This is a genomic window from Nocardioides sp. JQ2195, from assembly GCF_012272695.1.
Lineage (GTDB): Bacteria > Actinomycetota > Actinomycetes > Propionibacteriales > Nocardioidaceae > Nocardioides.
The window spans coordinates 1,380,917-1,401,697 of sequence record NZ_CP050902.1; the positions used below are offsets into that span (position 1 = coordinate 1,380,917).

20 protein-coding genes are annotated in these 20,781 nt (G+C 69.9%); 13 read left to right on the plus strand and 7 right to left on the minus strand.

Translation table 11 applies throughout. The features are described 5' to 3' along the window. Positions 1-2 precede the first annotated feature (2 nt). Together ncot_RS06640 and ncot_RS06645 are read left to right on the plus strand one after the other, a co-directional pair. Positions 3-944 (plus strand): ROK family glucokinase, encoded by a 942-nt coding sequence (locus ncot_RS06640; RefSeq protein ID WP_168616898.1) that lies wholly within the window; start codon positions 3-5, stop codon positions 942-944. A 29-nt stretch (positions 945-973) separates the two neighbouring features. Further along, positions 974-1,963, plus strand: coding sequence for an ROK family protein (locus tag ncot_RS06645; protein ID WP_168616899.1), 990 nt, complete (start codon positions 974-976; stop codon positions 1,961-1,963). Here ncot_RS06645 and ncot_RS06650 read toward each other — a convergent pair. Further along, complete coding sequence (locus ncot_RS06650) at positions 1,960-2,382, minus strand: hypothetical protein (RefSeq protein ID WP_168616900.1); 423 nt, start codon at positions 2,380-2,382, stop codon at positions 1,960-1,962. The two genes, ncot_RS06645 and ncot_RS06650, sit on opposite strands and share 4 nt — an antisense overlap. A 175-nt stretch (positions 2,383-2,557) precedes the next feature. Here ncot_RS06650 and ncot_RS06655 point away from each other — a divergent pair, with 175 nt between their 5' ends. The 5 genes from ncot_RS06655 to ncot_RS06675 all read left to right on the plus strand — a co-directional run bounded on the left by ncot_RS06655 (position 2,558) and on the right by ncot_RS06675 (position 6,372). Then, a complete protein-coding gene (locus ncot_RS06655; protein ID WP_240938107.1) occupies positions 2,558-3,355 on the plus strand; it encodes a lysophospholipid acyltransferase family protein in 798 nt (265 codons plus the stop codon). 53 nt (positions 3,356-3,408) lie between these two features. Continuing rightward, positions 3,409-4,554 carry a DUF5931 domain-containing protein gene (locus ncot_RS06660; protein WP_240938108.1) on the plus strand — a complete coding sequence of 382 codons (1,146 nt, stop codon included), beginning with the start codon at positions 3,409-3,411 and terminating at the stop codon, positions 4,552-4,554. A 34-nt stretch (positions 4,555-4,588) separates the two neighbouring features. Further along, positions 4,589-5,113, plus strand: coding sequence for a flavin reductase family protein (locus ncot_RS06665; protein WP_168616901.1), 525 nt, complete (start codon positions 4,589-4,591; stop codon positions 5,111-5,113). Between the two features lie 120 nt (positions 5,114-5,233). Then, positions 5,234-5,893, plus strand: a complete 660-nt coding sequence (locus ncot_RS06670; protein WP_168616902.1) for a response regulator transcription factor — start codon at positions 5,234-5,236, stop codon at positions 5,891-5,893. Beyond that, positions 5,890-6,372, plus strand: a complete 483-nt coding sequence (locus ncot_RS06675) for a GNAT family N-acetyltransferase (protein ID WP_168616903.1) — start codon at positions 5,890-5,892, stop codon at positions 6,370-6,372. The genes ncot_RS06670 and ncot_RS06675 overlap by 4 nt, the downstream gene beginning before the upstream one ends. 49 nt (positions 6,373-6,421) lie before the next feature. On the opposite strand, the gene ncot_RS06680 is transcribed toward ncot_RS06675, so the two are convergent. After that, a complete protein-coding gene (locus tag ncot_RS06680) occupies positions 6,422-7,651 on the minus strand; it encodes an oxygenase MpaB family protein (protein WP_168616904.1) in 1,230 nt (409 codons plus the stop codon). A 38-nt stretch (positions 7,652-7,689) separates the two neighbouring features. Further along, positions 7,690-7,815, minus strand: coding sequence for a hypothetical protein (locus tag ncot_RS19795; protein ID WP_277345810.1), 126 nt, complete (start codon positions 7,813-7,815; stop codon positions 7,690-7,692). Here ncot_RS19795 and ncot_RS06685 point away from each other — a divergent pair. Together ncot_RS06685 and ncot_RS06690 are read left to right on the plus strand one after the other, a co-directional pair. Further along, complete coding sequence (locus ncot_RS06685; protein WP_240938109.1) at positions 7,783-8,346, plus strand: TetR/AcrR family transcriptional regulator; 564 nt, start codon at positions 7,783-7,785, stop codon at positions 8,344-8,346. The genes ncot_RS19795 and ncot_RS06685 overlap by 33 nt on opposite strands. A gap of 34 nt (positions 8,347-8,380) precedes the next feature. Then, positions 8,381-9,271, plus strand: a complete 891-nt coding sequence (locus tag ncot_RS06690; RefSeq protein ID WP_168616906.1) for a hypothetical protein — start codon at positions 8,381-8,383, stop codon at positions 9,269-9,271. An 86-nt stretch (positions 9,272-9,357) separates the two neighbouring features. Here ncot_RS06690 and glpK read toward each other — a convergent pair whose 3' ends face one another. Together glpK and ncot_RS06700 are read right to left on the minus strand one after the other, a co-directional pair. Continuing rightward, positions 9,358-10,839, minus strand: coding sequence for a glycerol kinase GlpK (gene glpK, locus ncot_RS06695; protein WP_168616907.1), 1,482 nt, complete (start codon positions 10,837-10,839; stop codon positions 9,358-9,360). Continuing rightward, positions 10,836-11,660 carry a DUF1028 domain-containing protein gene (locus ncot_RS06700; RefSeq protein WP_168616908.1) on the minus strand — a complete coding sequence of 275 codons (825 nt, stop codon included), beginning with the start codon at positions 11,658-11,660 and terminating at the stop codon, positions 10,836-10,838. The genes glpK and ncot_RS06700 overlap by 4 nt, the downstream gene beginning before the upstream one ends. A gap of 86 nt (positions 11,661-11,746) precedes the next feature. On the opposite strand from ncot_RS06700, the gene ncot_RS06705 reads away from it, so the two are divergent. From ncot_RS06705 to ncot_RS06720, 4 genes are all read left to right on the plus strand, one after another. Next, complete coding sequence (locus ncot_RS06705) at positions 11,747-12,772, plus strand: 6-phosphofructokinase (RefSeq protein WP_168616909.1); 1,026 nt, start codon at positions 11,747-11,749, stop codon at positions 12,770-12,772. 169 nt (positions 12,773-12,941) lie between these two features. Next, positions 12,942-14,423, plus strand: a complete 1,482-nt coding sequence (locus ncot_RS06710) for an APC family permease (protein ID WP_168616910.1) — start codon at positions 12,942-12,944, stop codon at positions 14,421-14,423. A 62-nt stretch (positions 14,424-14,485) separates the two neighbouring features. Continuing rightward, the gene (locus ncot_RS06715) at positions 14,486-15,817 is read left to right on the plus strand and encodes a 3-deoxy-7-phosphoheptulonate synthase class II (protein WP_168616911.1); all 1,332 of its coding nucleotides are present in this window, start codon (positions 14,486-14,488) and stop codon (positions 15,815-15,817) included. 65 nt (positions 15,818-15,882) lie between these two features. Next, positions 15,883-16,893 carry a GntG family PLP-dependent aldolase gene (locus ncot_RS06720; protein ID WP_346766634.1) on the plus strand — a complete coding sequence of 337 codons (1,011 nt, stop codon included), beginning with the start codon at positions 15,883-15,885 and terminating at the stop codon, positions 16,891-16,893. 2 nt (positions 16,894-16,895) lie between these two features. Here ncot_RS06720 and ncot_RS19440 read toward each other — a convergent pair whose 3' ends face one another. Both ncot_RS19440 and ncot_RS19445 read right to left on the minus strand, forming a co-directional pair. Further along, a complete protein-coding gene (locus ncot_RS19440; RefSeq protein ID WP_206065185.1) occupies positions 16,896-18,560 on the minus strand; it encodes a zinc-ribbon domain-containing protein in 1,665 nt (554 codons plus the stop codon). Between the two features lie 148 nt (positions 18,561-18,708). Beyond that, positions 18,709-20,706, minus strand: a complete 1,998-nt coding sequence (locus ncot_RS19445) for a zinc ribbon domain-containing protein (protein WP_206065187.1) — start codon at positions 20,704-20,706, stop codon at positions 18,709-18,711. Positions 20,707-20,781 lie beyond the last annotated feature (75 nt).

Here is a 20,781-nt window from a genome sequence, read left to right on the forward strand (position 1 = left end):
CCATGAGCCTGACCATTGGCGTGGACGTGGGCGGCACCAAGATCGCGGGCGGTCTGGTCGACGCCGACGGCACCGTGCTCGAGACCACGAAGGTCGAGTCCCCGGCGGAGGACGCGTCGGCGATCGTCGACTCGATCACCAGGATGGTCGAGGACCTGCGGGGCGACCACGACATCGAGGGCATCGGCATCTCGGCGGCCGGTTTCATCGATGCAGCCCGGGCGACCGTGCTCTTCGCCCCCAACCTGGCGTGGCGCGACGAAGAGCTCAAGCAACGCCTCGAGTCGTCCTGCGGCACCCCCGTGGTCGTCGAGAACGACGGCAACTCGGCCGCGTGGGGCGAGTTCACCCACGGTGCCGCGGTTGACGCCGACGATCTGTTGATGGTGGCGGTCGGCACTGGGGTCGGCGGCGGCATCGTCGTCGACGGCCAGCTCTATCGCGGCGGCTTCGGGATCGCCGGCGAGATCGGCCACATCCGGGTCGAGCGCCAGGGCCGTCAGTGCGGGTGTGGCCAGCTCGGGTGCCTCGAGCAGTACGGCTCCGGCACTGCCCTCGAGGAACAGGCCCGCCTCGCGGCCGCAGCCGATCCGGGCGCCGCGGCCGCGGTGATCGACGCCGGCGGTGGGAGCGTCGAGGGCATCGAGGGCCCGATGATCACCGCGGCCGCACAGGCTGGGGACCCGTTCTCGATCGCCCAGCTGGCCGCACTCGGCGGGTGGCTCGGTGAGGGTTGCGCCCAGCTGGCGGCGATCGTCGACCCCGGCGTGATCGTGCTGGGGGGCGGCGTCGGCGCTGCCGGCGACCTGCTCCTCGAGCCGATGCGGGAGGCGTACGTCGCGAACCTCACCGGCAGCGGGCACCGCCCGGTCGCCGAGCTGCGCCTGGCAACGCTGGGCAACACCGCTGGACTGATCGGTGCGGCCGACCTGGCCCGTCGCTGACGGCGCGGCTCCCTGTCAGGATGTCCGGCATGGCTGAGGACGTGTATGTCGGCATCGACGTCGGTGGCACCAAGGTGCTGGCCGGGGTGGTCGACAACCGAGGGCGCATCCTGCGGACGGTGCACCGCGCCACGCCGGGGCGACGGGTCGACGTCTCGATCGTCGAGGACGCTCTCACCGAGGCCCTGGGCGAGCTGGTGGGTGACGGTGTCGTCCGAGGTGTGGGTCTGGCCGCCGCCGGTTTCGTGGACGTCACCGGTGAACGCGTCATGTTCGCCCCCCACCTGCCCTGGGTGGACTCCCCGGTCCGTGCCCGCCTCGAGGAGCGCTGGCAGGTGCCGGTGGCCCTGGAGAACGACGCGACCGCGACCGCCCACGCCGAGGCGACGTACGGCGCCGCGTCCGGTGTCGAGGATGCCGTGGTGGTGACGTTGGGCACCGGCATCGGTGGCGGCATCATCCTCGGTCGCCAGGTGCACCGTGGAGCCAACGGGATGGCCGGCGAGTTCGGACACATTCAGGTCGTGCCCGGCGGCGCTGCCTGTGAGTGTGGCGGCCACGGGTGCTGGGAGCAGTACGCCAGCGGCAACGCGCTGGTGCGCTTCGCCCGCGAGGGCCTGGGCACCCGCCCGTCGATCCTGGAAGAGCTGTGCGAGGGCAACCCGTCCGCCCTCACCGGTCCGATGGTGACCCGTGCCGCCGAGGAGGGTGACCTGCTGGCCCACGAGGCGTTCGGTCAGGTCGGGGACTGGCTGGGCGTCGGTCTGGCCAACCTGGTGGCCGCCCTCGATCCCGGCATCCTGGTGGTCGGCGGAGGTGTCTCCGCTGCCGGGGACCGATTGCTCGAGCCGGCGCGCACGGCGCTGCTCAGCTCACTGGTGGGCGCCGGGCACCGCACCGTGCCGCCGCTGGTCGTCGCACGGTTCGGGGCGCAGGCGGGGCTCGTCGGCGCCGCGGACCTGGCCCGCCAACGCGTCGCGCGGCTGGCACTGCAACCTCCGCGCGGAGGCCCGGGCTAGATGCGGGACCCGTCGTCCCACGGGTCACGTGGCTCCGCATTCATGCTGCGGATCAGATAGATGAACCCGCCCGCGAACCACGCCACGAGGAGCACCGCGAGGATGCCGCGAAACGGGTGGCCGAGGACCAGCGCGACGAGGGCGATCAACGGTGCGCCGAAGACACCGAGCCAGCCGAGCATCCGCGGGGGCTCGGCCAGTGGGATGGGCTCCGGGTCGGCCGGCACGAACCGGCCCTCGTCCTCCCAGGACTGCAGCTCCTGCGGGACCACGGGCTCCGGCTCGGGGATGACGTAGAGCTCCGGTTGCGGGTCGAGGGCGGGCTCGTCCTCGGTGTCCGCGGCGGCCTCCTCGACCGATGCCGTCTCACCGTAGTTGTCGACGATCTCCTGCCAGAGAGCGTCCTCGTCCCGTGTCACACCACCAGCCTACGAGCCGTCGTGAAGTGATGCGAGACGGCGGCAGCGGACGGCTTCTGGTCCTGCGATCGCGGTGCCGTGACCGGTGGTGCCGACGCCTCGGCGGCGTCCCCGAACTTGGGCACGCCGGGTCCCCACGGGATTCGGTTTGGGGCTAGGGTTCACTTGGTCACTCATGACGGGCGGCCCAGATCGTCACGAGGAGGACAACCAGGTGTTCTACTGGTTTCTTAAGTTCATCGCCCTCGGGCCCTTGCTGCGCGTGATCTTCCGACCGCAGGCCCAGGGCCTCGACCATGTCCCGGAGACCGGTCCTGCGATCCTCGCCAGCAATCACCTGTCCTACGCCGACTGGCTGTTCATGCCGCTGACCCTGTCACGGCGCGTGTCCTTCGTCGCGAAGGCCGAGTACTTCACCAGCCCCGGCATCAAGGGGTTCTTCCAGAAGCACTTCTTCCGCGGATCGGGCCAGATCCCGATCGATCGCTCCGGTGCCAACGCTGCCGAGGGAGCGCTGCTGTCGGCGAAGGAGGTTCTCGGTCGGGGTGAGCTCTTCGGCATCTACCCGGAGGGCACCCGCTCCCACGACGGCAAGCTCTACCGGGGCAAGACCGGAGTCGCCCGGCTCGCGCTCGAGACCGGTGTCCCGGTGATCCCGGTGGCGGTGGTGGGCACCGACGTGGTGGCGCCTCCCGGCAAGAAGTTCGGCAAGTTCGCCCGGCCGGTGGTGCGCTTCGGCAAACCGTTGGACTTCTCGCGGTACGAGGGGCTGGAGAACGACCGCTACATCCTGCGCTCGATCACCGACGAGATCATGTACGAGATCATGAACCTCTCCGGCCAGGAGTACGTCGACACCTACGCCAGCCGCGCCAAGGAGGAGTCCAAGCGGCTCGAGAAGGAAGCCTCCGCGGCCGCTGCGGAGGCGAAGAAGGCAGCGGCTGCTGCCGAGGACAAGAAGCAGGCGTCCTGACCCGGTCGCCCGGCCCCGCGGGCCCGGCCGTTCCCCTCGGGCGCACCCCGTCCGTGACCGATGCCGGACCGCTCGATGCCGCGCTCGCCGTCGAGAACCGGATGTTCCGTGCCCTGGCCGTGCTGCGCCTCGTCCTGCTGGCGAACACGGTGGGGATGACGCTCTACCGCCTGGACAACTTCACCCACCGCGAGGTCGGGCTCGCCCTGACGGTGCTGATGGTGGTCTGGACCGCGGTGGCCATTTGGGCGTACGACGCCCCGCACCGCCGCCTCCCGGCGCTGCTGGTGGCCGACCTGGCCATCGCCTTCGCGACCCTGCTCTCGTCGCCGTTCGTCAAGGGGGACGGCTTCAACGCGACCGTGCCGGGCTTCTGGATCACGGGTGCCCTGATGGCCTGGGCGATCCACTGGCGCTGGGTGGGCGCCCTGGTCGCCGCGACGCTGCTCTGTGCGACGGACCTGCTCATCCGCGACGGGATCAGCCAGACCAACTACGGGCACGTCTTCCTGCTGATGATCGCCGGACCGATCGTCGGCTACATGTGCGGTTCCCTGCAGCAGATGGCGGCCGAGCGCGACCGTGCCGAGCGGGAGGCCGCGATCGCGGGCGAACGGGCCCGCCTGGCGCGCGCCGTGCACGACGGTGTGCTCCAGGTGCTGGCCCTGGTGCAGCGCAAGGGGCCCGAGCTCGGTGGCGACGGCACGCGTCTCGGCCAGCTGGCCGGTGAGCAGGAGCAGGCGCTGCGCTCCCTGATCCGCCAGCAGGACACCTTGCAGACGCCGGGCGCGTCACCGGTGGAGGATCTCGGCGGTGTCCTGGAGCGTCTCGGCAACCGGCGTCCGCCGGTGACCAGCGTGGTGACTCCGGGGGCTCCGGTCGAGCTCCCGATGGTCGTTGCGACGGAGGTGGCTGCCGTGGTCGGAGCGTGCCTCGACAACGTCGCCGCGCACGTGGGGGAGGACGCCCCCGCCTGGGTGCTGCTGGAGGACCTCGGTGACCGGATCGTGGTCAGTGTGCGCGACGAGGGGCCGGGGATCCCCTCGGGACGCCTGCACGCGGCCGTCGAGGCCGGTCGTCTCGGTGTCTCCGAGTCGATCCGTGGACGCATCCGGGACCTCGGTGGCACGGCCGAGCTCTTCTCCTCGCCGGGCACCGGCACCGAGTGGGAGCTCACCGTTCCGCGCCCCGTCGTGTGACTGGACCCGGGGGCACCTCGTCTAGGCTCGGTGGGTGACCATTCATCGTGAGAACCCCTTCCTCGAGCCGCCCGGTGAGCGGGACCCGGTCCGTCGGCTGCGGGGTCGCCTCGGCGGGCAGGTGACGCTGTGGACCTCGGGCGCCTCGGATGATCGCGCGGGGTTGACCGTCTCGTCCCTGATGGTGGCCGCGGGGGAGCCCGGCCGGGTCCTCGGGCTGATCGACCCGGACTCCGACCTGATGGACACCCTGGCCTCGACCGACCTCGCCGTCGTGTCGCTGCTGCACTACCGCCACCACAACCTGGCTGATGTCTTCGCCGGCACGGTTCCGGCTCCGGGCGGGCAGTTCAGGCAGCTGCGCGAAGGCGTGGACTGGCTGGAGACGTCATGGGGGCCGTTGCTGTCCGACGTCACCACGTGGGTCGGCGTACGCCTCGAGACGGTGGTGGAGACAGGCTGGTCGAACCTGGTGACCGCGACCATCGAGAAGGCCGAGATCGGTGACGACGGGGAGCCCCTGGTGCACCGACGGGGCCGCTACCAGCACGCTCGCTAGTCTCGGCACGGACGAGTCGTCCGGGTCGGGAAGACCGCCCCGACATGCGGCGACGGGCTCACTGGCCGCTCGGTGGGCGCGGTCATGTCCTAGTGTTCCGCATGACAGAGGAGGACGCGGATGAGTGGGGACCAGCCGATCCGGGTGATGGTCGTCGACGACCACCCGATGTGGCGCGACGCGGTCGAGCGTGACCTGGTCGCAGCGGGACTGGATGTCGTGGCCGTCGCTGCCAACGGGTCCGAGGCGTTGGCGCGCTTCCCGGCAGCCAGGCCGCAGGTGCTCGTGCTCGACCTGCAGATCCCGGCCCCCAACGGGGTCGAGGTGACCGCCGAGGTGGTTCGCCAGGACCCCGCCACGCGGGTGCTGATCCTCTCCGCGTCGGGCGAGCAGAGCGACGTCCTCGACGCCGTGAAGGCCGGGGCGACGGGCTACCTGGTCAAGTCCGCCTCGCGTGAGGAGCTGCTCGACGCCGTACGCCGGGTGGCGCTCGGCGACACGGTGTTCACGCCGGGCCTGGCCGGACTGGTGCTGGGGGAGTACCGCCGTCTGCTCGACGAGCCCGCCACCGACGACGGCGCCCCGAAGCTGACCGAGCGCGAGACCGAAGTGCTCCGGTTGGTCGCCAAGGGCCTGTCCTACAAGCAGATCGCGGATCGTCTCGTGCTGTCGCACCGCACCGTGCAGAACCACGTGCAGAACACGCTGCGCAAGCTGCAGCTGCACAACCGGGTGGAGCTCACCCGCTATGCGATCGAGCAGGGGCTGGACGACGAATGACCCGGTCGTCGCTGTGGCGCCCCGCGTCCCAGCACGAGGGGCTTGCGTTGACCGGGCTGGAGCGCGACGCCAACCTGGCGGGGCCGGGGCACGTCTTCGCCGCCCCGTTCCCCGAGGACGACGTGCTGGCCAGGTGGTCGATCGTGCTCGCGGACCCCGATGTGCGTGTCGATGTGGTCGACGGTCCGGACGGACTGCGGGCGGTGGCGGCGTACGACGCCGCATCGCTGCGGCAACTGTTCGTCCGGCCGGAGTCGTGGGGCCGAGGTCTCGGGTCGGCCGGTGTGCGGCGCGCTGTCGATGCCATCGGCACGGGCGCCACGCTGTGGGTGCTGGGGGACAACGAGCGGGCTCGCCGGCTCTACGAGCACCTCGGCTGGGTGCCGACCGGCGAGAGCCAGGACAGCGTCTGGCCACCCCACCCGGTCGAGCTCGCCTACCACTGGACCGGCACGACGATGCGCTTCCTCTCGACCTGACGCACCGCGACGCACGTGTCGCGTTCGAGGCGGAGAACCGGGGAGTGGTTCAGCAGGACCATCCCGGATCGCGAGCGGGGTGCGCCTGGCCGCCGGCAGGGGAGTCATCGACCAGGTCGTGGTGAACCCCATACCTGGAACGCAGCCGCTCCTCCTGCTTGACGCGGTAGCGCTCGCCCATCCGGGTCCGGACGCCCATGGTCCCCGGGACGCGGTCGATGAGCCCGTTCAGCAGGCACAGGAAGGGGCCCAGCACCCGGACGACGTACGTCATCCGCGACGCCGGGACGCCGAGCTCGTCGGCGATGCCGTCGCCCAGGAAGATGCGCTCGAGTGCGTGCACCGTGGGCGGTGCCACCGGGTGCAGCCGGTGGGGAAGGAGCTCCTCGATCTCCGGGACCAGGAACTCGTCGTTGATCGCTCCCACCAGACGGTGACAGTAGTCGTCGACCTCGGGGCGGGTGAGCAGGTAGAGGTCCTCGAGCCGCTGCTGGTCGGCCTCGTCGACCGGCAGCAGGTCCTCACGGATGCCGAGCAGGTGCCCGATGTAGCGCCACATGGCATAGAAGGTGTCGACCTCGCGGGGAAGGTAGGGCGCCCCGATGGCCCGCATCCCGCGCAACGGGATCAGGCAGAACTCGATGAGCGTGTAGGCCAGGAACGCCTGCGGGATCGCCACCCCCCACGCCGCGTCGTCCCACTCCGGGGACTGCCGCAGGTGCTGGCGCACCAACGCATGGATGATGCGCACCCGCACCGTCAGCTCGAAGCCCTCGGAGAACCGGTCGAGCCCGCCCTGCTGGTTGATCGCGAGCAACCAGGAGCCCACCTCGATGGTGCGCATGCCGGCGTTCTCGACATACCTGCCGGTGAGCTCGAGCGGACGTGAGGCCGCCGAGTTGGCATAGCCGCTGACCAGCGACGCCGCGCCGAGGACGATCCCCGACTGCCGGGTGTAGCGGGCGAAGTGGCGTGACCCCCGATAGATGCTCGGCAGGTCGACCCAGTCGGGAACGTCGTCGAGCCCTGCGAACAGGGCCGTCAGCGACTCGGGGGCCTCGGGGACGGCATCGATGCCCTCGCGACAGGCCGTGCGCAGCATCCGCATGCCCTTGCCGTGCCCGATTGAGGCGAAGTCGGCGACGAAGGCGTCGGCGAGGGGATCGCCCTCCCACATGGAGTCGAAGTACGTCGTCGCGTGGTCGCCGAACCGGCGCACCGCCTCGTCGTGGTTCCGGACCGTGGTCGGGAGGTCGCGCTCACCTGTCGTGGCTGCCATGCTGAACAGGATAAAAGTGGGAATCCCTCATCTTCCATTCACTTTTCAAACGCGCACTCACCCAAGGGACGGAGCGGCAGGACATGGCTCAACGGCAGCGGATTCGCCCCACCCAGCAGCGAGCTGTGCAGATGCGTCGCGACCTTCTCGATGCGACTGTTCACCTTTTGGAGGAGATCGGCTCGGAGAGGCTGACCACCACCGCCATCGTGGAGCGTGCACATGTCAGCAGCGGAACGTTCTATCGCTACTTCGACGACAAGGCCGACATCCTGGAGGCACTGCGCAGCGAGGCGGTGGCCGAGATCAGCTCCGACCTGATGGGTGGGGTGGCGCGAGCCCTCGACCGCGACCTGCGCGACGCCGTCCGCGAGATCCTCACGACCCTGACGGAGGCGCTGGAGCGGCACGCTCCGGTCATCCTGGCCATGGTCGACGCGGTCCCCTCGGGGACCCAGTCCAACGTGATGCCGGAGATCGAGGCCGGCTTGGTGCAGCTGGCGCGAGTCATCCCGGCGCGCCACCTCCCTGATCTCGACCCGCAACGACTCGAGGCGGTGGTCTTCATGGTGATGGGGGTGACCCAGGCGACCTGCTTGCGGGTCGCCCTGCAGCGGCCCGAGGGGAGCTCGCGCGACGAGCTCATCGAGATCGCCACGGACATGCTCACTGCGGGCCTGGTGGGTGCGCGCTGAGCTCTGTGCTCGCCGGCTCACTAGGATCACCTGCGTGACCACGCTCCTCGAGGCAGCAGACCGGCTCTATGGCTTGGCGCTGCCCGAGTTCACCCCAGCCCGCGACGCGATGGTGAAGGCCCTGCGCAAGGAGGACCGCGAGCTCTCCGACCAGGTCAAGGCCCTCAAGAAGCCCTCCACGGCCGCCTGGGTGGTCAACCTGCTGGTGCGCCGTGATCCCGAGCAGGTCGACCAGGTGCTGGCCGTCGGGGAGGCGCTGCGCGAGGCGCAGGCATCACTCGACGGGGACGAGCTGCGGGCACTCACCCGTCAACGACGTCAGCTCACCTCGGCGATCACCCAACAGGCACGCGCGCTCGCGCTCGAGCACGGCCAGAAGGTGACCGGTGCGGTCTCCGACCAGGTCGAGGCCACCCTCACGGCGGCCATGGTCGACGCGAACGCGGGTGCCGCCGTACGCACCGGGTTGTTGGTCAGCACGCTGGCCGCGACCGGTGTGGAGGCGGTCGACGCGTCGACCTTCGTCGCGGTCCCCGACGCGGCCGACTTCGCGCCGAGCCCGATCGAGGCGCCGGCATCTCGTCCGCCCGAGCTGCACGTCGTGCCCGACCCGGACGAGGCCGAGAAGAAGCTCGCCGCCGCCCGGGAGGAGCTGGAGGACGCCGAACGGGTCGCCGAGGAGGCCAACCACTCCTTGACGGCGGCGAACGACGACGTGGCCGGGCTGGAGGCGCGCAGCCTCCAGGTGCAGGCCGAGATCGACGAGCTGCGTCGTCGGCTCAGCGAGCACGAGGAGGAGCAGGACGAGATCGACGACCAGCTCTCCGACGCCCGCCAGGTCGTGGAGTCAGCACGTGATGACGTCCGTGCGGCCGACGCCGAACGCCAGCGCCTGGCTGCCCGGGTCGCCCGTCTGACCCGCTGATCGAGCAACATCCACCGGGGCCGTGCCATGGCCGGAGCGTGGACCCGCGTCCCGCTCGACCAGCGGTGGTTGCTCTCCTGATCGATTCAGGCCCAGGCCTTCGAGCGGTTGACCGCATCGGTCCACTTGGCGTGGGCAGCATCCGCCCGGTCACGGACACCTTCGGTCGGCTCGAACCGGCGGTCCAGCTGCCAGGTCGCGCGCAGGTCGTCGGTGGAGTCCCACACCCCGACGCCCAGGCCGGCCAGGAAGGCCGCGCCCAGCGCCGTGGTGTCGACGATCTTCGGACGCTCGACGGGGACCCCGAGCTGGTCGGCCTGGATCTGGCAGAGCAGGTCGTTGGCCGACGCGCCACCGTCGACGCGCAGGGTGCCCTCACGTCCCGGTTGCACCATGCCCTGGGTCTCGAGCACGTCGCGCACCTCGAAGGCGATCGCCTCCAGGGTGGCGCGCACGACGTGGGCACGTGTGGTGCCGCGGGTGAGGCCGATGATCATGCCGCGCGCATGTGGATCCCAGTGCGGGGCACCGAGGCCGGTGAGGGCGGGCACGAAGACCACCCCCTGCGAGTCAGGCACGGTGCGCGCGATCGCCTCGGTCTCGGGGGCGGAGCCGACGATCTGGAGGCCGTCGCGCAGCCACTGCACGGCTGCGCCGGTGACGAAGATGGCACCCTCCAGGGCGTGGGTGAGGACACCGTCGGGTGAGCGCCATGCGGCGGTGGTGAGCAGGCCGGCGTCACTGCGGACCAGCTCGGTGCCGGTGTTGGCGAGGATGAACGAGCCGGTGCCGTAGGTGCACTTGGAGTCTCCGGTCTCGAAGCAGGTCTGCCCGAAGAGCGCCGACTGCTGGTCACCGGCGATCCCGGCGATCGGCAACGACAAGCCACAGAACACCTTGGGGTCGGAGACCGCGACCTCGCCCCAGTTCGGCACCAGGTCCGGCAATGCGTCGCGGGGCACGCCGAAGAGCTCGCACAGCTCGTCGGACCAGTCACCCGTGGTCAGGTCGAAGAGCAGCGTGCGCGAGGCGTTGGAGACATCCGTGACGTGCCACGTGCCCCGGGTCATCCGGGCGATCAGGTAGGAGTCGACGGTGCCGATCGCATAGCGCCCGGACCGGACCAATGCCCAGGTGTTGGGCTCGTTCTCGGCGAGCCACATCAGCTTGGTGCCCGAGAAGTAGGGGTCGAGCCGCAACCCGGTCAGCTCGCTGACCCGTTCCTCGTGCCCGTCCTCGCGGAGCCGGTTGCAGATGTCGGCGGTCCGCCGGTCCTGCCACACGATGGCGCGCCGGGGTGAGCCGAGTGTCTCGCGGTCCCACAGCATGATCGTCTCGCGCTGGTTGGTGATGCCGATCCCGCGCAGCTCCCCGTCGTACGACGTGAGCACCTCGCGGGTGGCTTCGAGCGTCGCCTGCCAGATCTCCTCGGGGGTGTGCTCGACCCACCCGGGCCTCGGGAAGTGCTGCCCGAACTCCTGGTAGCCCCGCGCGGCGATGGTTCCCTCGGCGGTGACGACGAGTGCGGTGACGCCGGTGGTGCCGGCATCGATCGCCAGGATGCTCATGCCTGCTCCGAGGTGGCGCGCAGGATCGCCAGCACCCGCTTGTCGATCCAGGCACCGGTGGGCGCGACCCGCATCTCGTAGTTCTCCGTGCCGGCCCACTCGAGCAGGTCGTCGTGGCCCAGGGCCCGCACCAGGCCGGTGATCTCGGCATCGAGCTCCGGGGTGACCGGGACCTTGTCGTCCTCGGTGGTGGCGGTCAGGAACAGGTCGTTGAGCTCGAGCAGCCGGGTCAGCTCGGCGACGGGCGTGGCGTGGTCGTCGACCCGCAGGTCGACGGCGACGTCGTCGTGGCCGCCGTACCCGGCGCCCTCCTTGACCACGAGCAGAGCCGCTGACTGACGGCCGCGCTTGTCGCCGCCCGCCTCGTCGCCTGCTCGGAGCGCGGCCAGCAGGCGGTCGGCGAAGGGGAGGCCGCCCCCGTCGAGCCAGGCGGCCTCCATCGACTCGACCACCTCGGAGCCGGTCAGGATGTTGCCCTGGATCGCATAACCCTCGCCGGTGAGGCTTCCCGCCCAGTCGTAGCAGGCGCTGCCGGTGTGGGAGGCCGAGGTGCCGTCGACGTCCACGATGCCGACCTGGCGGTGGTCACGGTCGGGATCCTCCTCGAGCAGCCGCTGCAACGCCACCGAGGCCGTGGCACCCTCGTCGAGGTGGGCCAGGGCGAGCCCCTTGTAGGACACGTTGGCATTGGCCTGGGTGGCGATGGCGCCGATCCCGGCCACGGCGGCAGGGACGGCGTTGCCGACGGCCAGGAACTTGGAGGCGACGGCGACGCCCCATGACTCGCCGTCGGTGGATCGGGCAACGATCGAGAAGGTCATGCCCGCAGGCTAGCGGTGAGCGCTGCCCCTGTCCCCGGCCCTCGCCACGTGGCAGGGTTGGGGTCTCCCGAGACGGAGGAGTTCAGATGCGCGTAGGCGTTCTCACCGGGGGAGGGGACTGCCCGGGGCTCAACGCGGTGATCCGTGCCGTCGTACGACGGGGCGTGGACGAGCACGACTTCGAGGTCGTCGGCTTCCGTGACGGTTGGCGCGGACCCCTCGAGGGTCTGACGATGCCCCTGGGCATCGAGGACTGCCGAGGCATCCTGCCCAAGGGCGGCACGATCCTCGGCTCCTCCCGGACCAACCCGTTCGCGGTCGACGGCGGTGTCGAGCGCGTGCGCGAGAACCTGGCTGCGGCCGGCATCGACGCGCTGGTCGCGATCGGTGGTGAGGACACGCTCGGCGTGGCCACTCGCCTCGCCGAGGTCGGGGTCGCGGTGGTCGGCGTGCCGAAGACGATCGACAACGACCTCTCAGGGACGGACTTCACGTTCGGCTTCGACACCGCGGTCAACATCGCCACCGAGGCGATCGACCGCCTGCACACCACGGCCGAGTCCCACCACCGGGTGCTGGTCGTCGAGGTGATGGGACGTCACGCGGGCTGGATCGCCCTGCACTCCGGGATCGCCGGCGGCGCGAGCATCGTCCTGATCCCCGAGCAGCCCTACGACATCGACGAGGTGTGTCGTCTCGTCGAGCGCCGCTTCCAGAGCGAGTACGCACCGATCATCGTGGTCTCCGAGGGGGCCACTGCCCGCGAGGGCGACCCGTCGCTGCAGGAGGCCGACCTCGACGACTTCGGCCACGTGCGACTCGGTGGCATCGGCGATCGCCTGGCCCGCCAGATCGAGGAGCGCACGGGGAAGGAGGCGCGCTCGGTCGTGCTCGGCCACATCCAGCGAGGTGGCACGCCCTCGGCGTTCGACCGGTGGTTGGCCACCCGGATGGGGTTGCAGGCAGCCGATGCCGTCGCCGAGGGTGACTTCGGCACGATGATGGCCCTGCGCGGCTCCGCCATCGTGCGGATCCCACTGGCGGACGCCACCGGAGAGCTCAAGCTGGTCAGTCCTGAGGAGTACGCCGAAGCCGAGGTCTTCTTCGGATGAGTGGGCACCGGGTCGCCTGCCCCCTGGCGAGGAGGGTCGTGCCGGACAGAACCCCACGGCGGTCAGGCGCCCCCTTCGACCCCCTTCGACACTCCGGTACGTCGCCGGAGGATGCGGTCGCGCAGGGATCGCGGCATGATGAAGCGACGCGCAAGTCTTGGGAGGCACCGTGAGCACCAGCCAGGATGAACTCTTCGACGCAGCACCAGAGGGGGAGGAGACCCAGCTCAACCGGGTCCTCGGCCCGAAGCTGCTCCTGCTCTTCATCGTCGGGGACATCCTCGGCGCCGGCATCTATGCCGTCACCGGCACGATGGCGGCCGGCGTCGGTGGCATCGTCTGGCTGCCGTTCCTGCTGGCCTTCCTGGTGGCGGCGCTGACGGCCCTGTCCTATCTCGAGATGGTCACCAAGTATCCGCAGGCCGCTGGTGCCGCCCTCTACACGCACAAGGCCTTCGGCATCCACCTGGTGACCTTCATCGTCGCCTTCGCGGTCATCTGCTCCGGCATCACCAGCGCTTCGACGTCGGCCGTGACCCTGGCCCAGAACTTCTTCGGTGGCATGGCAGTCAACGGTGTCTGGGACGAGACGGTCGACGGCACGGTGATGACCACGGTGCCCGACGGGATGGTCACCCTGGTGGCCATCGGGTTCATGGTGCTGCTGGCCCTGATCAACCTCCGCGGTGTCGGCGAGAGCGTCAAGTTCAACGTGTTCCTCACCCTGGTGGAGATGACGGCCCTGGCCATCGTCATCGGCGTCGGCTTCTACGCCATGTCCAAGAGCAGCACCGGTGTCGGAGAGCTGGTCGCATTCAGCGACTACCACGACAAGGGCATGTTCATGGCGGTGACCGTGGCGACGTCCGTGGCCTTCTTCGCCATGGTCGGCTTCGAGGACTCCGTCAACATGGTGGAGGAGACCCAGGATCCCGAACGGATCTTCCCCCGCACCATGCTCACCGGTCTGGGTCTCGCGGTCATCATCTACATGCTGGTGGCGGTGTCGGTGGTGATGGTGATTCCACCGGGTGAGCTCAGGGCCATCGGCGACGCTGAAGGACGGGCCCTGCTCGACGTGGTGAGCCGTGGGGCACCGGACTTCCCGATCGACAGGATCTTCCCGTTCCTGGCCTGCTTCGCCGTGGCCAACACCGCGCTGATCAACATGCTGATGGCCAGTCGACTCCTCTACGGGATGTCGAGGCAGGGCGTGCTCCCGAGCCCGTTGGGCAAGGTGCTGCCCGGCGCGCGTACGCCGTGGGTCGGCATCCTGTTCTCGACCCTGATGGCCCTGGGACTGCTCTGGTGGGTCAGCAGTGACCCCGACAGCAACGTGGTCAAGAACCTCTCCGGCACCACGGCCCTGCTCCTGCTGTGTGTCTTCGCCGTGGTCAACGTGGCGTGCATGATCCTGCGCAACGACCCTCCGGCTCCGGGTCGCCATCCGTTCCGGTCGCCGGGTGTGACGCCGCTGGTGGCAGCATTCCTGTGCCTGTTCCTGGTGATCGTCCCGGCCGCGGAGCGGGACTCGATCCAGTACCAGATCGCGGGCGGGATGCTGCTCGTCGGTGTGGTGCTGTGGGCGGTGACGCTGCTCGCCAACAAGATGGACCACCGCGAACCCGTCGACTACACCGGCGAGGAATGAGCCACGGCTCGAGCGCCGAGGCGTCCCGACGGGCCGCGGGCTGGACGTCGTAGGCTTGGGGCGTGATCCCCGACCTTGCTGCCCTGCACGCCCAGGGCGCTGCCCAGCAGCCGACGTACCCCGACACCGATGCTGTCGACGCCGCGGTCGCCCGGTTGCGGCACATGCCGCCGCTGGTGTTCGCGGGGGAGTGTGACGAGCTGAAGTCGAAGCTCGCCGCGGTCAGCCGTGGCGAGGCCTTCCTGCTCCAGGGTGGCGACTGCGCCGAGACATTCGCCGGCGTCACCGCCGACAACGTGCGCAACAAGCTGCGAGTGCTCCTCCAGATGGCGGTCGTGCTGACCTACGCCGGCTCGGTTCCCGTGGTGAAGCTGGGCCGCCTGGCCGGCCAGTACGCCAAGCCCCGCTCCTCGGACACGGAGACCCGCGAGGGCGTCACCCTGCCGGCCTACCGTGGAGACGCGGTGAACGGCTTCGACTTCACCGAGGCCGCGCGCACCCCCGACCCGCAGCGGCTCGTCGACGTCTACAACGCATCCGCCTCGACGCTGAACCTGATCCGTGCGTTCGTGAACGGCGGGTACGCCGACCTGCGCCAGGTCCACACCTGGAACAACGACTTCGTCCGTGAGTCGCCCCACGCACAGCGCTACGAGCAGATGGCCAACGAGATCGAGCGGGCGCTGACCTTCATGAAGGCCATCGGCGCTGAGCCCGACCAGTTCCACCGGGTCGACTTCCACTCCAGCCACGAGGCCCTGGTGCTGGAGTACGAGCACGCCATGACCCGCATCGACTCGCGCACCGAGCTGCCGTACGACGTCTCGAGCCACTTCGTGTGGATCGGTGAGCGGACGCGCCAGATCGATGGCGCCCACGTCGAGCTGCTCAGCCGGATCCAGAACCCGATCGGCGTGAAGCTCGGGCCGACCACCACCGCTGACGACGCGCTGGCCCTGGCCGCCAAGCTGAACCCGTCCAACGAGGCAGGTCGGCTCACCTTCATCACCCGATTCGGTGCCTCGAAGATCCGCGACGGCCTTCCGTCCCTGGTCGAGAAGGTCACCGCCGCCGGGGTCAGGGTGGCGTGGGTGTGCGACCCCATGCACGGAAACACCTTCGAGGCATCCTCCGGCTACAAGACACGCCGCTTCGACGACGTGATCGAGGAGGTCCAGGGCTTCTTCGATGTGCACCGCTCGCTCGGCACCTGGCCGGGCGGTGTCCACGTCGAGCTCACCGGTGACGACGTCACTGAGTGTGTCGGTGGCGGTGAGGCGCTGGCCGAGATGGACCTGGGCAACCGCTACGAGTCGGTCTGCGACCCACGGCTCAACCGGGTCCAGTCGCTGGAGCTGTCCTTCCTCGTGGCAGAAATGTTGCGCAAGGCCTGATCGACGCCCGGCACCGCCGGACACCGATCGCCGGTGAGGCTGCGTCGGAGTGCAAGGATGACGGCATGAGTGGAATGGTCGACCTGCGCAGCGACACCCTGACGCGTCCCACCGAGGCGATGCGTGAGGCGATGGCCCGGGCCGACGTGGGCGACGACGTCTACGGCGAGGATCCGACGGTCCGTGTCCTCGAGGAGCGCGTCGCTGATCTCTTCGGCCACGAGGCTGCCCTGTTCACCCCCACCGGGTCGATGGCCAACGTGCTCGCCGTACGCACGGTGGCCGGTGTCGGGCAGGAAGTGCTCTGCGAGTCACGGGCCCACATCGCCCGAGCAGAGCTGGGCGCTCACGCGGCCTACACAGGCATCACCATGCGGACCTGGAGCCACCCCGACGGCGGCGTGGACCTGGCTGCCGTCCAGCAGATGTTCGCGCCAGACATGGGGCCGTTCTTCGTGCCGACGGCTGCGATCGCCGTCGAGAACACCCACAACTTCGCCGGCGGCACCGTCGTGCCGATCGACGACCTCCGGGCGCTGAGGGCCTACGCCGACTCGGTCGGCGCGGCAGTCCACCTCGACGGTGCGCGCCTGTGGAACGCCCACGTGGCCACCGGCGTGGCGTTGGCCGACTACGGCCGGATCGCAGACGTGATGGCGGTGTGCCTGTCCAAGGGGCTCGGTGCACCGATCGGGTCGCTCGTGGTCGGCAGTCAGGAGTCCGTCGACGAGAGCCGCATCTGGCGCAAGCGGATGGGGGGCGGCATGCGTCAGGTCGGCATCCTTGCCGCCGCCGGACTCCACGCTCTCGACCACCACGTCGAGCGCCTGGCTGACGACCACGCCAACGCGAGGGTGCTCGCCGAGGCAGTCGGTGTCGACCCGGCCGGGGTGGCCACCAACATCGTGGTGGTCGAGCGGGCGGATGCTCCCGGGCTCGTCGCAGCAGCGGCGGAGCAGGGCGTGCGCATCTCGGCTGTCGGGCCCACGACGCTGAGGCTGGTCACCCACCTCGACGTCACGCGGGACGACGCCGAGCGAGCAGCGCGCGTGCTCTCGCGCTTGACGCGCCACTGACCTCAGGGCCGGTGGACGTGACCCGGCTGGGTCGGTGGCTCGTGGTCGGGCCACCGGGCCGGCTGATCCACGCCCGACCGATCCACGCCCGAGTGGTCCGCGCCCGAGGGATTCGCGCCTGAGGGGTTCATGCCTGAGGGGTTCGCGCCTGAGGGGTTCATGCCTGAGGGGTGCGTCCAGCTGCCGGGCGTCACCGGCGGCACCCGGTCTGGGTGGGGCGTGGTGCCGGGACTCTGCTGCATCGAGGCGGCAATCCTGCGCACATCGAGGGCCCCGGTGACGGCGGCAAGGACCAACGCCACCAGCACGGCGATCAACGGCAGCAGCAGGGTGTCGGCCGGTTTGAGCCCGAAGTAGCCCTCCGCGGAGAGCTCCGACGTCGCATCGTCGCCGTCGACGGCTCCATGCGCCGACGCAAGCCGGGCGATGACGGGGTAGGCGACGAACATCGAGCCCGCCCAGATCATCACGTTGGCGAACGCGTGTCCGGATGCGCGTGCCCGACGGATCACGACGTACGCCGCGACGGCGAGCACGACGAACAGCGTCGGGATCGCGAACCACAGGCCCCATGCGTCGGTCTCGTCGACGGCCCAGCTGAGACGGTGCCACTCGGCACCACGGTCGGAGTCGAATTCGCGGGCGTCCCAGGAGTTGCCGATCGGCCCGCCGGATCCGGCGCCGAGGAAGCCGACACCGATGTTGCCCAGCGAGCCGATGATGATGGCTGCCGTCTGCAGGAAGTCGAGCTCGTCGTCGGCACCGTGGTCGTCCTTGACGGTGAGCCAGAAGGCGAGGTTGGCGACCACCCCGGCCACCGGCAGCATCAGCAGGAAGGTGGCGATGCCGCTGATCGGGGCGGCGACGAAGGCGTGCACCTTCAGCATGCGCGCCCCGAGCCAGTCGCGGCGCATGACGCAGGCGAGCGCAAGGACCGAGAACATGACGAGGAGAGCGAGGAAGAAGGTCGTCGGGATCGAGGCACCGAACGACGCGGTCTCGGACTCGTCGCCGAAACCTCCGTCCGACTTGTAGACCCTGCTGTCCTCGTCGCCTCGGAGTGCGATGACCACTGCCATCATCAGCAGCGCGTAGACCAGAGCAGCCCGCAACGCATCGCCGATGGCGTGCTTCACCTGGGGATACCCGCGGGTGAAGCGACGGAAGAGCCAACCGGCCACGCCGAGGCTCAGGAGCGCAACGGTGAAGGGAACGAACCCGCCCGCGGCTGCCAGGCTGAAGTCCTCCTGGCCGGCGCCCTCGTAGGCCACGTAGTCACCATCGATGGAGCCGACCGCATCGGCGCTCACGGTCGAAGCGGTGGCGATGGCGGAGAAGACGAGTCGGTCGTGGGTGCTGGTGTGGTCAGGGTCTCCCATCCAGATCAGGGCAGCGGACGAGCCGAAGGCGAGCACGAGCGCGACGAGGGCGACCACGAGTGCGGCGACCCAGTTCCCGCGCAGCAGCCCAGTGAGGTCGACCGGCCGGCGCGGCGGTGTCGCCGACGGCGCCACGGGCGGCACGCCCGGCACGGCGCTCCAGGGTCGGGGTGAACCCTGCCCGGCGATCGAGGTGGACGGCGAGGACTGGACGACCCGTTGCCCGCACGACGCACAGAAGAGGTGATCGGGCCGGAGGCGGGCGCCACAGTGGGGGCAGAAGTTCATCAACTCTCCTGGATCAGTTCGTGATCGTGCGGCCCGACTGTAGTGCCGAGCCCGGACACACCGAGGCGTTTCGCAGGATCGGTCATCCCTCAACGCACGACCGCCGGCCCGGATGTCTCCGGACCGGCGGTCGTGGTGGTCGTGGTGCCTACTGCGTGGGCGGCTGCCAGCCACCCTGCTGCGGTGGCTGCTGGCCGTACGGCGGCTGCTGCGGCGGCTGGGGCTGGCCCCACTGGCCGCCCTGCTGCGGCTGCTGCGGGCCGGTGCCGGGCTGCTGGCCCCACTGCTGGCCGCCCTGCTGCGGCGGCTGGGGCTGGCCCCACTGACCGCCCTGCTGCGGCTGCTGCGGGCCGGTGCCGGGCTGCTGGCCCCACTGCTGGCCACCCTGCTGCGGCGGCTGGGGCTGGCCCCACTGGCCGCCCTGCTGCGGCTGCTGCGGGCCGGTGCCGGGCTGCTGGCCCCACTGCTGCTGCCCGGGCTGGGCACCGGGCTGCGACTGGAAGCTCGATGCCTTGGCCTTGATCGCGTTGACATCGAGGTTGCCGGTGACCAGCAGGACCACCGCGGCGACCACGATCGAGAACAGGAAGAAGAACATCGTCGTCTGGAATCCGTCGACGCCCATCCACAAGTCGAAGTCGGAGGAGTCGCCGTCGAACTCCTGCTCGGCGCCGATGTGTGCGTTCGAGAACCGCACCAAGAAAGGCATCGCGATGAGCAACAGGCCGAGGTAGACCAGCGTGTGACGCATGATCTTCGTCTTGTCGAGCGACTTCATCACGACGGCGTAGACACCAGCGGCCATGACGGCCAGCGCGATGAGGGGAGCGATCCAGAACAGCACGCCGTTGTCGTCGGCGAAACCACCCAGGCGGTCGAACTTCTCCTCGTCCTCCCCGTCGCCACTGCCGGCCCATCCCACGTTGGAGAAGACGCCGAGGGAGACCAGGCGCAGGCCCAGGGCCGGGGTCACGGCGATCAGTCGCATGATCTCGCCGAAGCCGCGGGCGTCGTCGTTGCCGACGATGATCGCGATCAGGTAGATGACCCCGGCAAGGGCCGTCACCGCTGCCACGGCCGCAATGCCGATCATCGGGACCCGCAGCCAGTCGTTGACCAGCTGCGCCTTCTCCGAGAGCCAGTCGCGGCGGACGAAGCAAGTGATCGCCAGGACGGTCAGCGTGAGGAGCAAGGTGACGAAGATGGCGCCGCCGATGTGGTTGTAGAGCGAGTCGCCACTCAGGAATCCCAGTCCGGAGGGACCCGTGTCGATGTCGGACGACTCGTCGTCGATGTACCCGGTGATCTCGGGGGACCAGATCCGCATGACGATCGCAAGGATCGTGACCCCCAGCGTCAGGATCAGCGCTGCCCGCGCGGCGTCGAGGAGCCCGTCGACGACGTTGCGGTGAGCGGCCGTCATCCGACGGAACATCCACACCGCGGCCGCGAACGCCAGGACTGTCACCAGGAGCGGGAACTGGCCCAGGTTCTGCGTCGCTTCGAAGGAGAAGTCACCATCACCTCCCTCGTTGTGCACGACGCTGTTCGCGCCGAACACGGAGACGGTGGTGATGATCGTCATGGCCAGGGCCTCGACGAAGTCGAACTTCTCCATCGTCGTGAAGGCGAACAGGGCGCTGCCGATGAAGGCAACTGCCAGGGCAGCACCGGCCACGCCTGCGGCACCCACCCAGTTGCCGGCCAGCATCCTCGAGAAGTCGAATCCCACGCCCTTGCCGCCACCCTGCGGGCCGGCGTACTGGCCCTGGGGTGCGGGGTACTGCTGGCCCTGCGGGCCGGCGTACTGCTGCTGGCCCTGGGGGGCGTAGTGGCCCTGCGGAGCCTGAGGCTGGCCCCACTGCGGCTGGCCCGGCGGCTGGTGCTGCGGCTGGTGCTGCGGAGCCGGGGGCTGCTGCCCCCACTGCTGCTGGGGCGGGCTCTGCGGAGCGGGCTGCTGGGGAGCGGCGGGCTGGCCCCACTGTCCCTGGCCGGGCTGTTGAGCCGACGGCCGCTGCTCACGGATCTGGGTCTTCCCCGCGTCCGGGTCGGGGGCCGGCGTCTGCGTCGCGAGGGTTGCCCCGCATGCGCCGCAGAAGGGCTGGCCTTCCGTGGTCGCCGTACCGCATTGCGGGCACTGGCTCATGGTGTGGCTCCGATCATGTGTCAAGGGCGACAACTATTTCAGTGACGACACCCTAGTGCTCCGGGCAGGGAACTC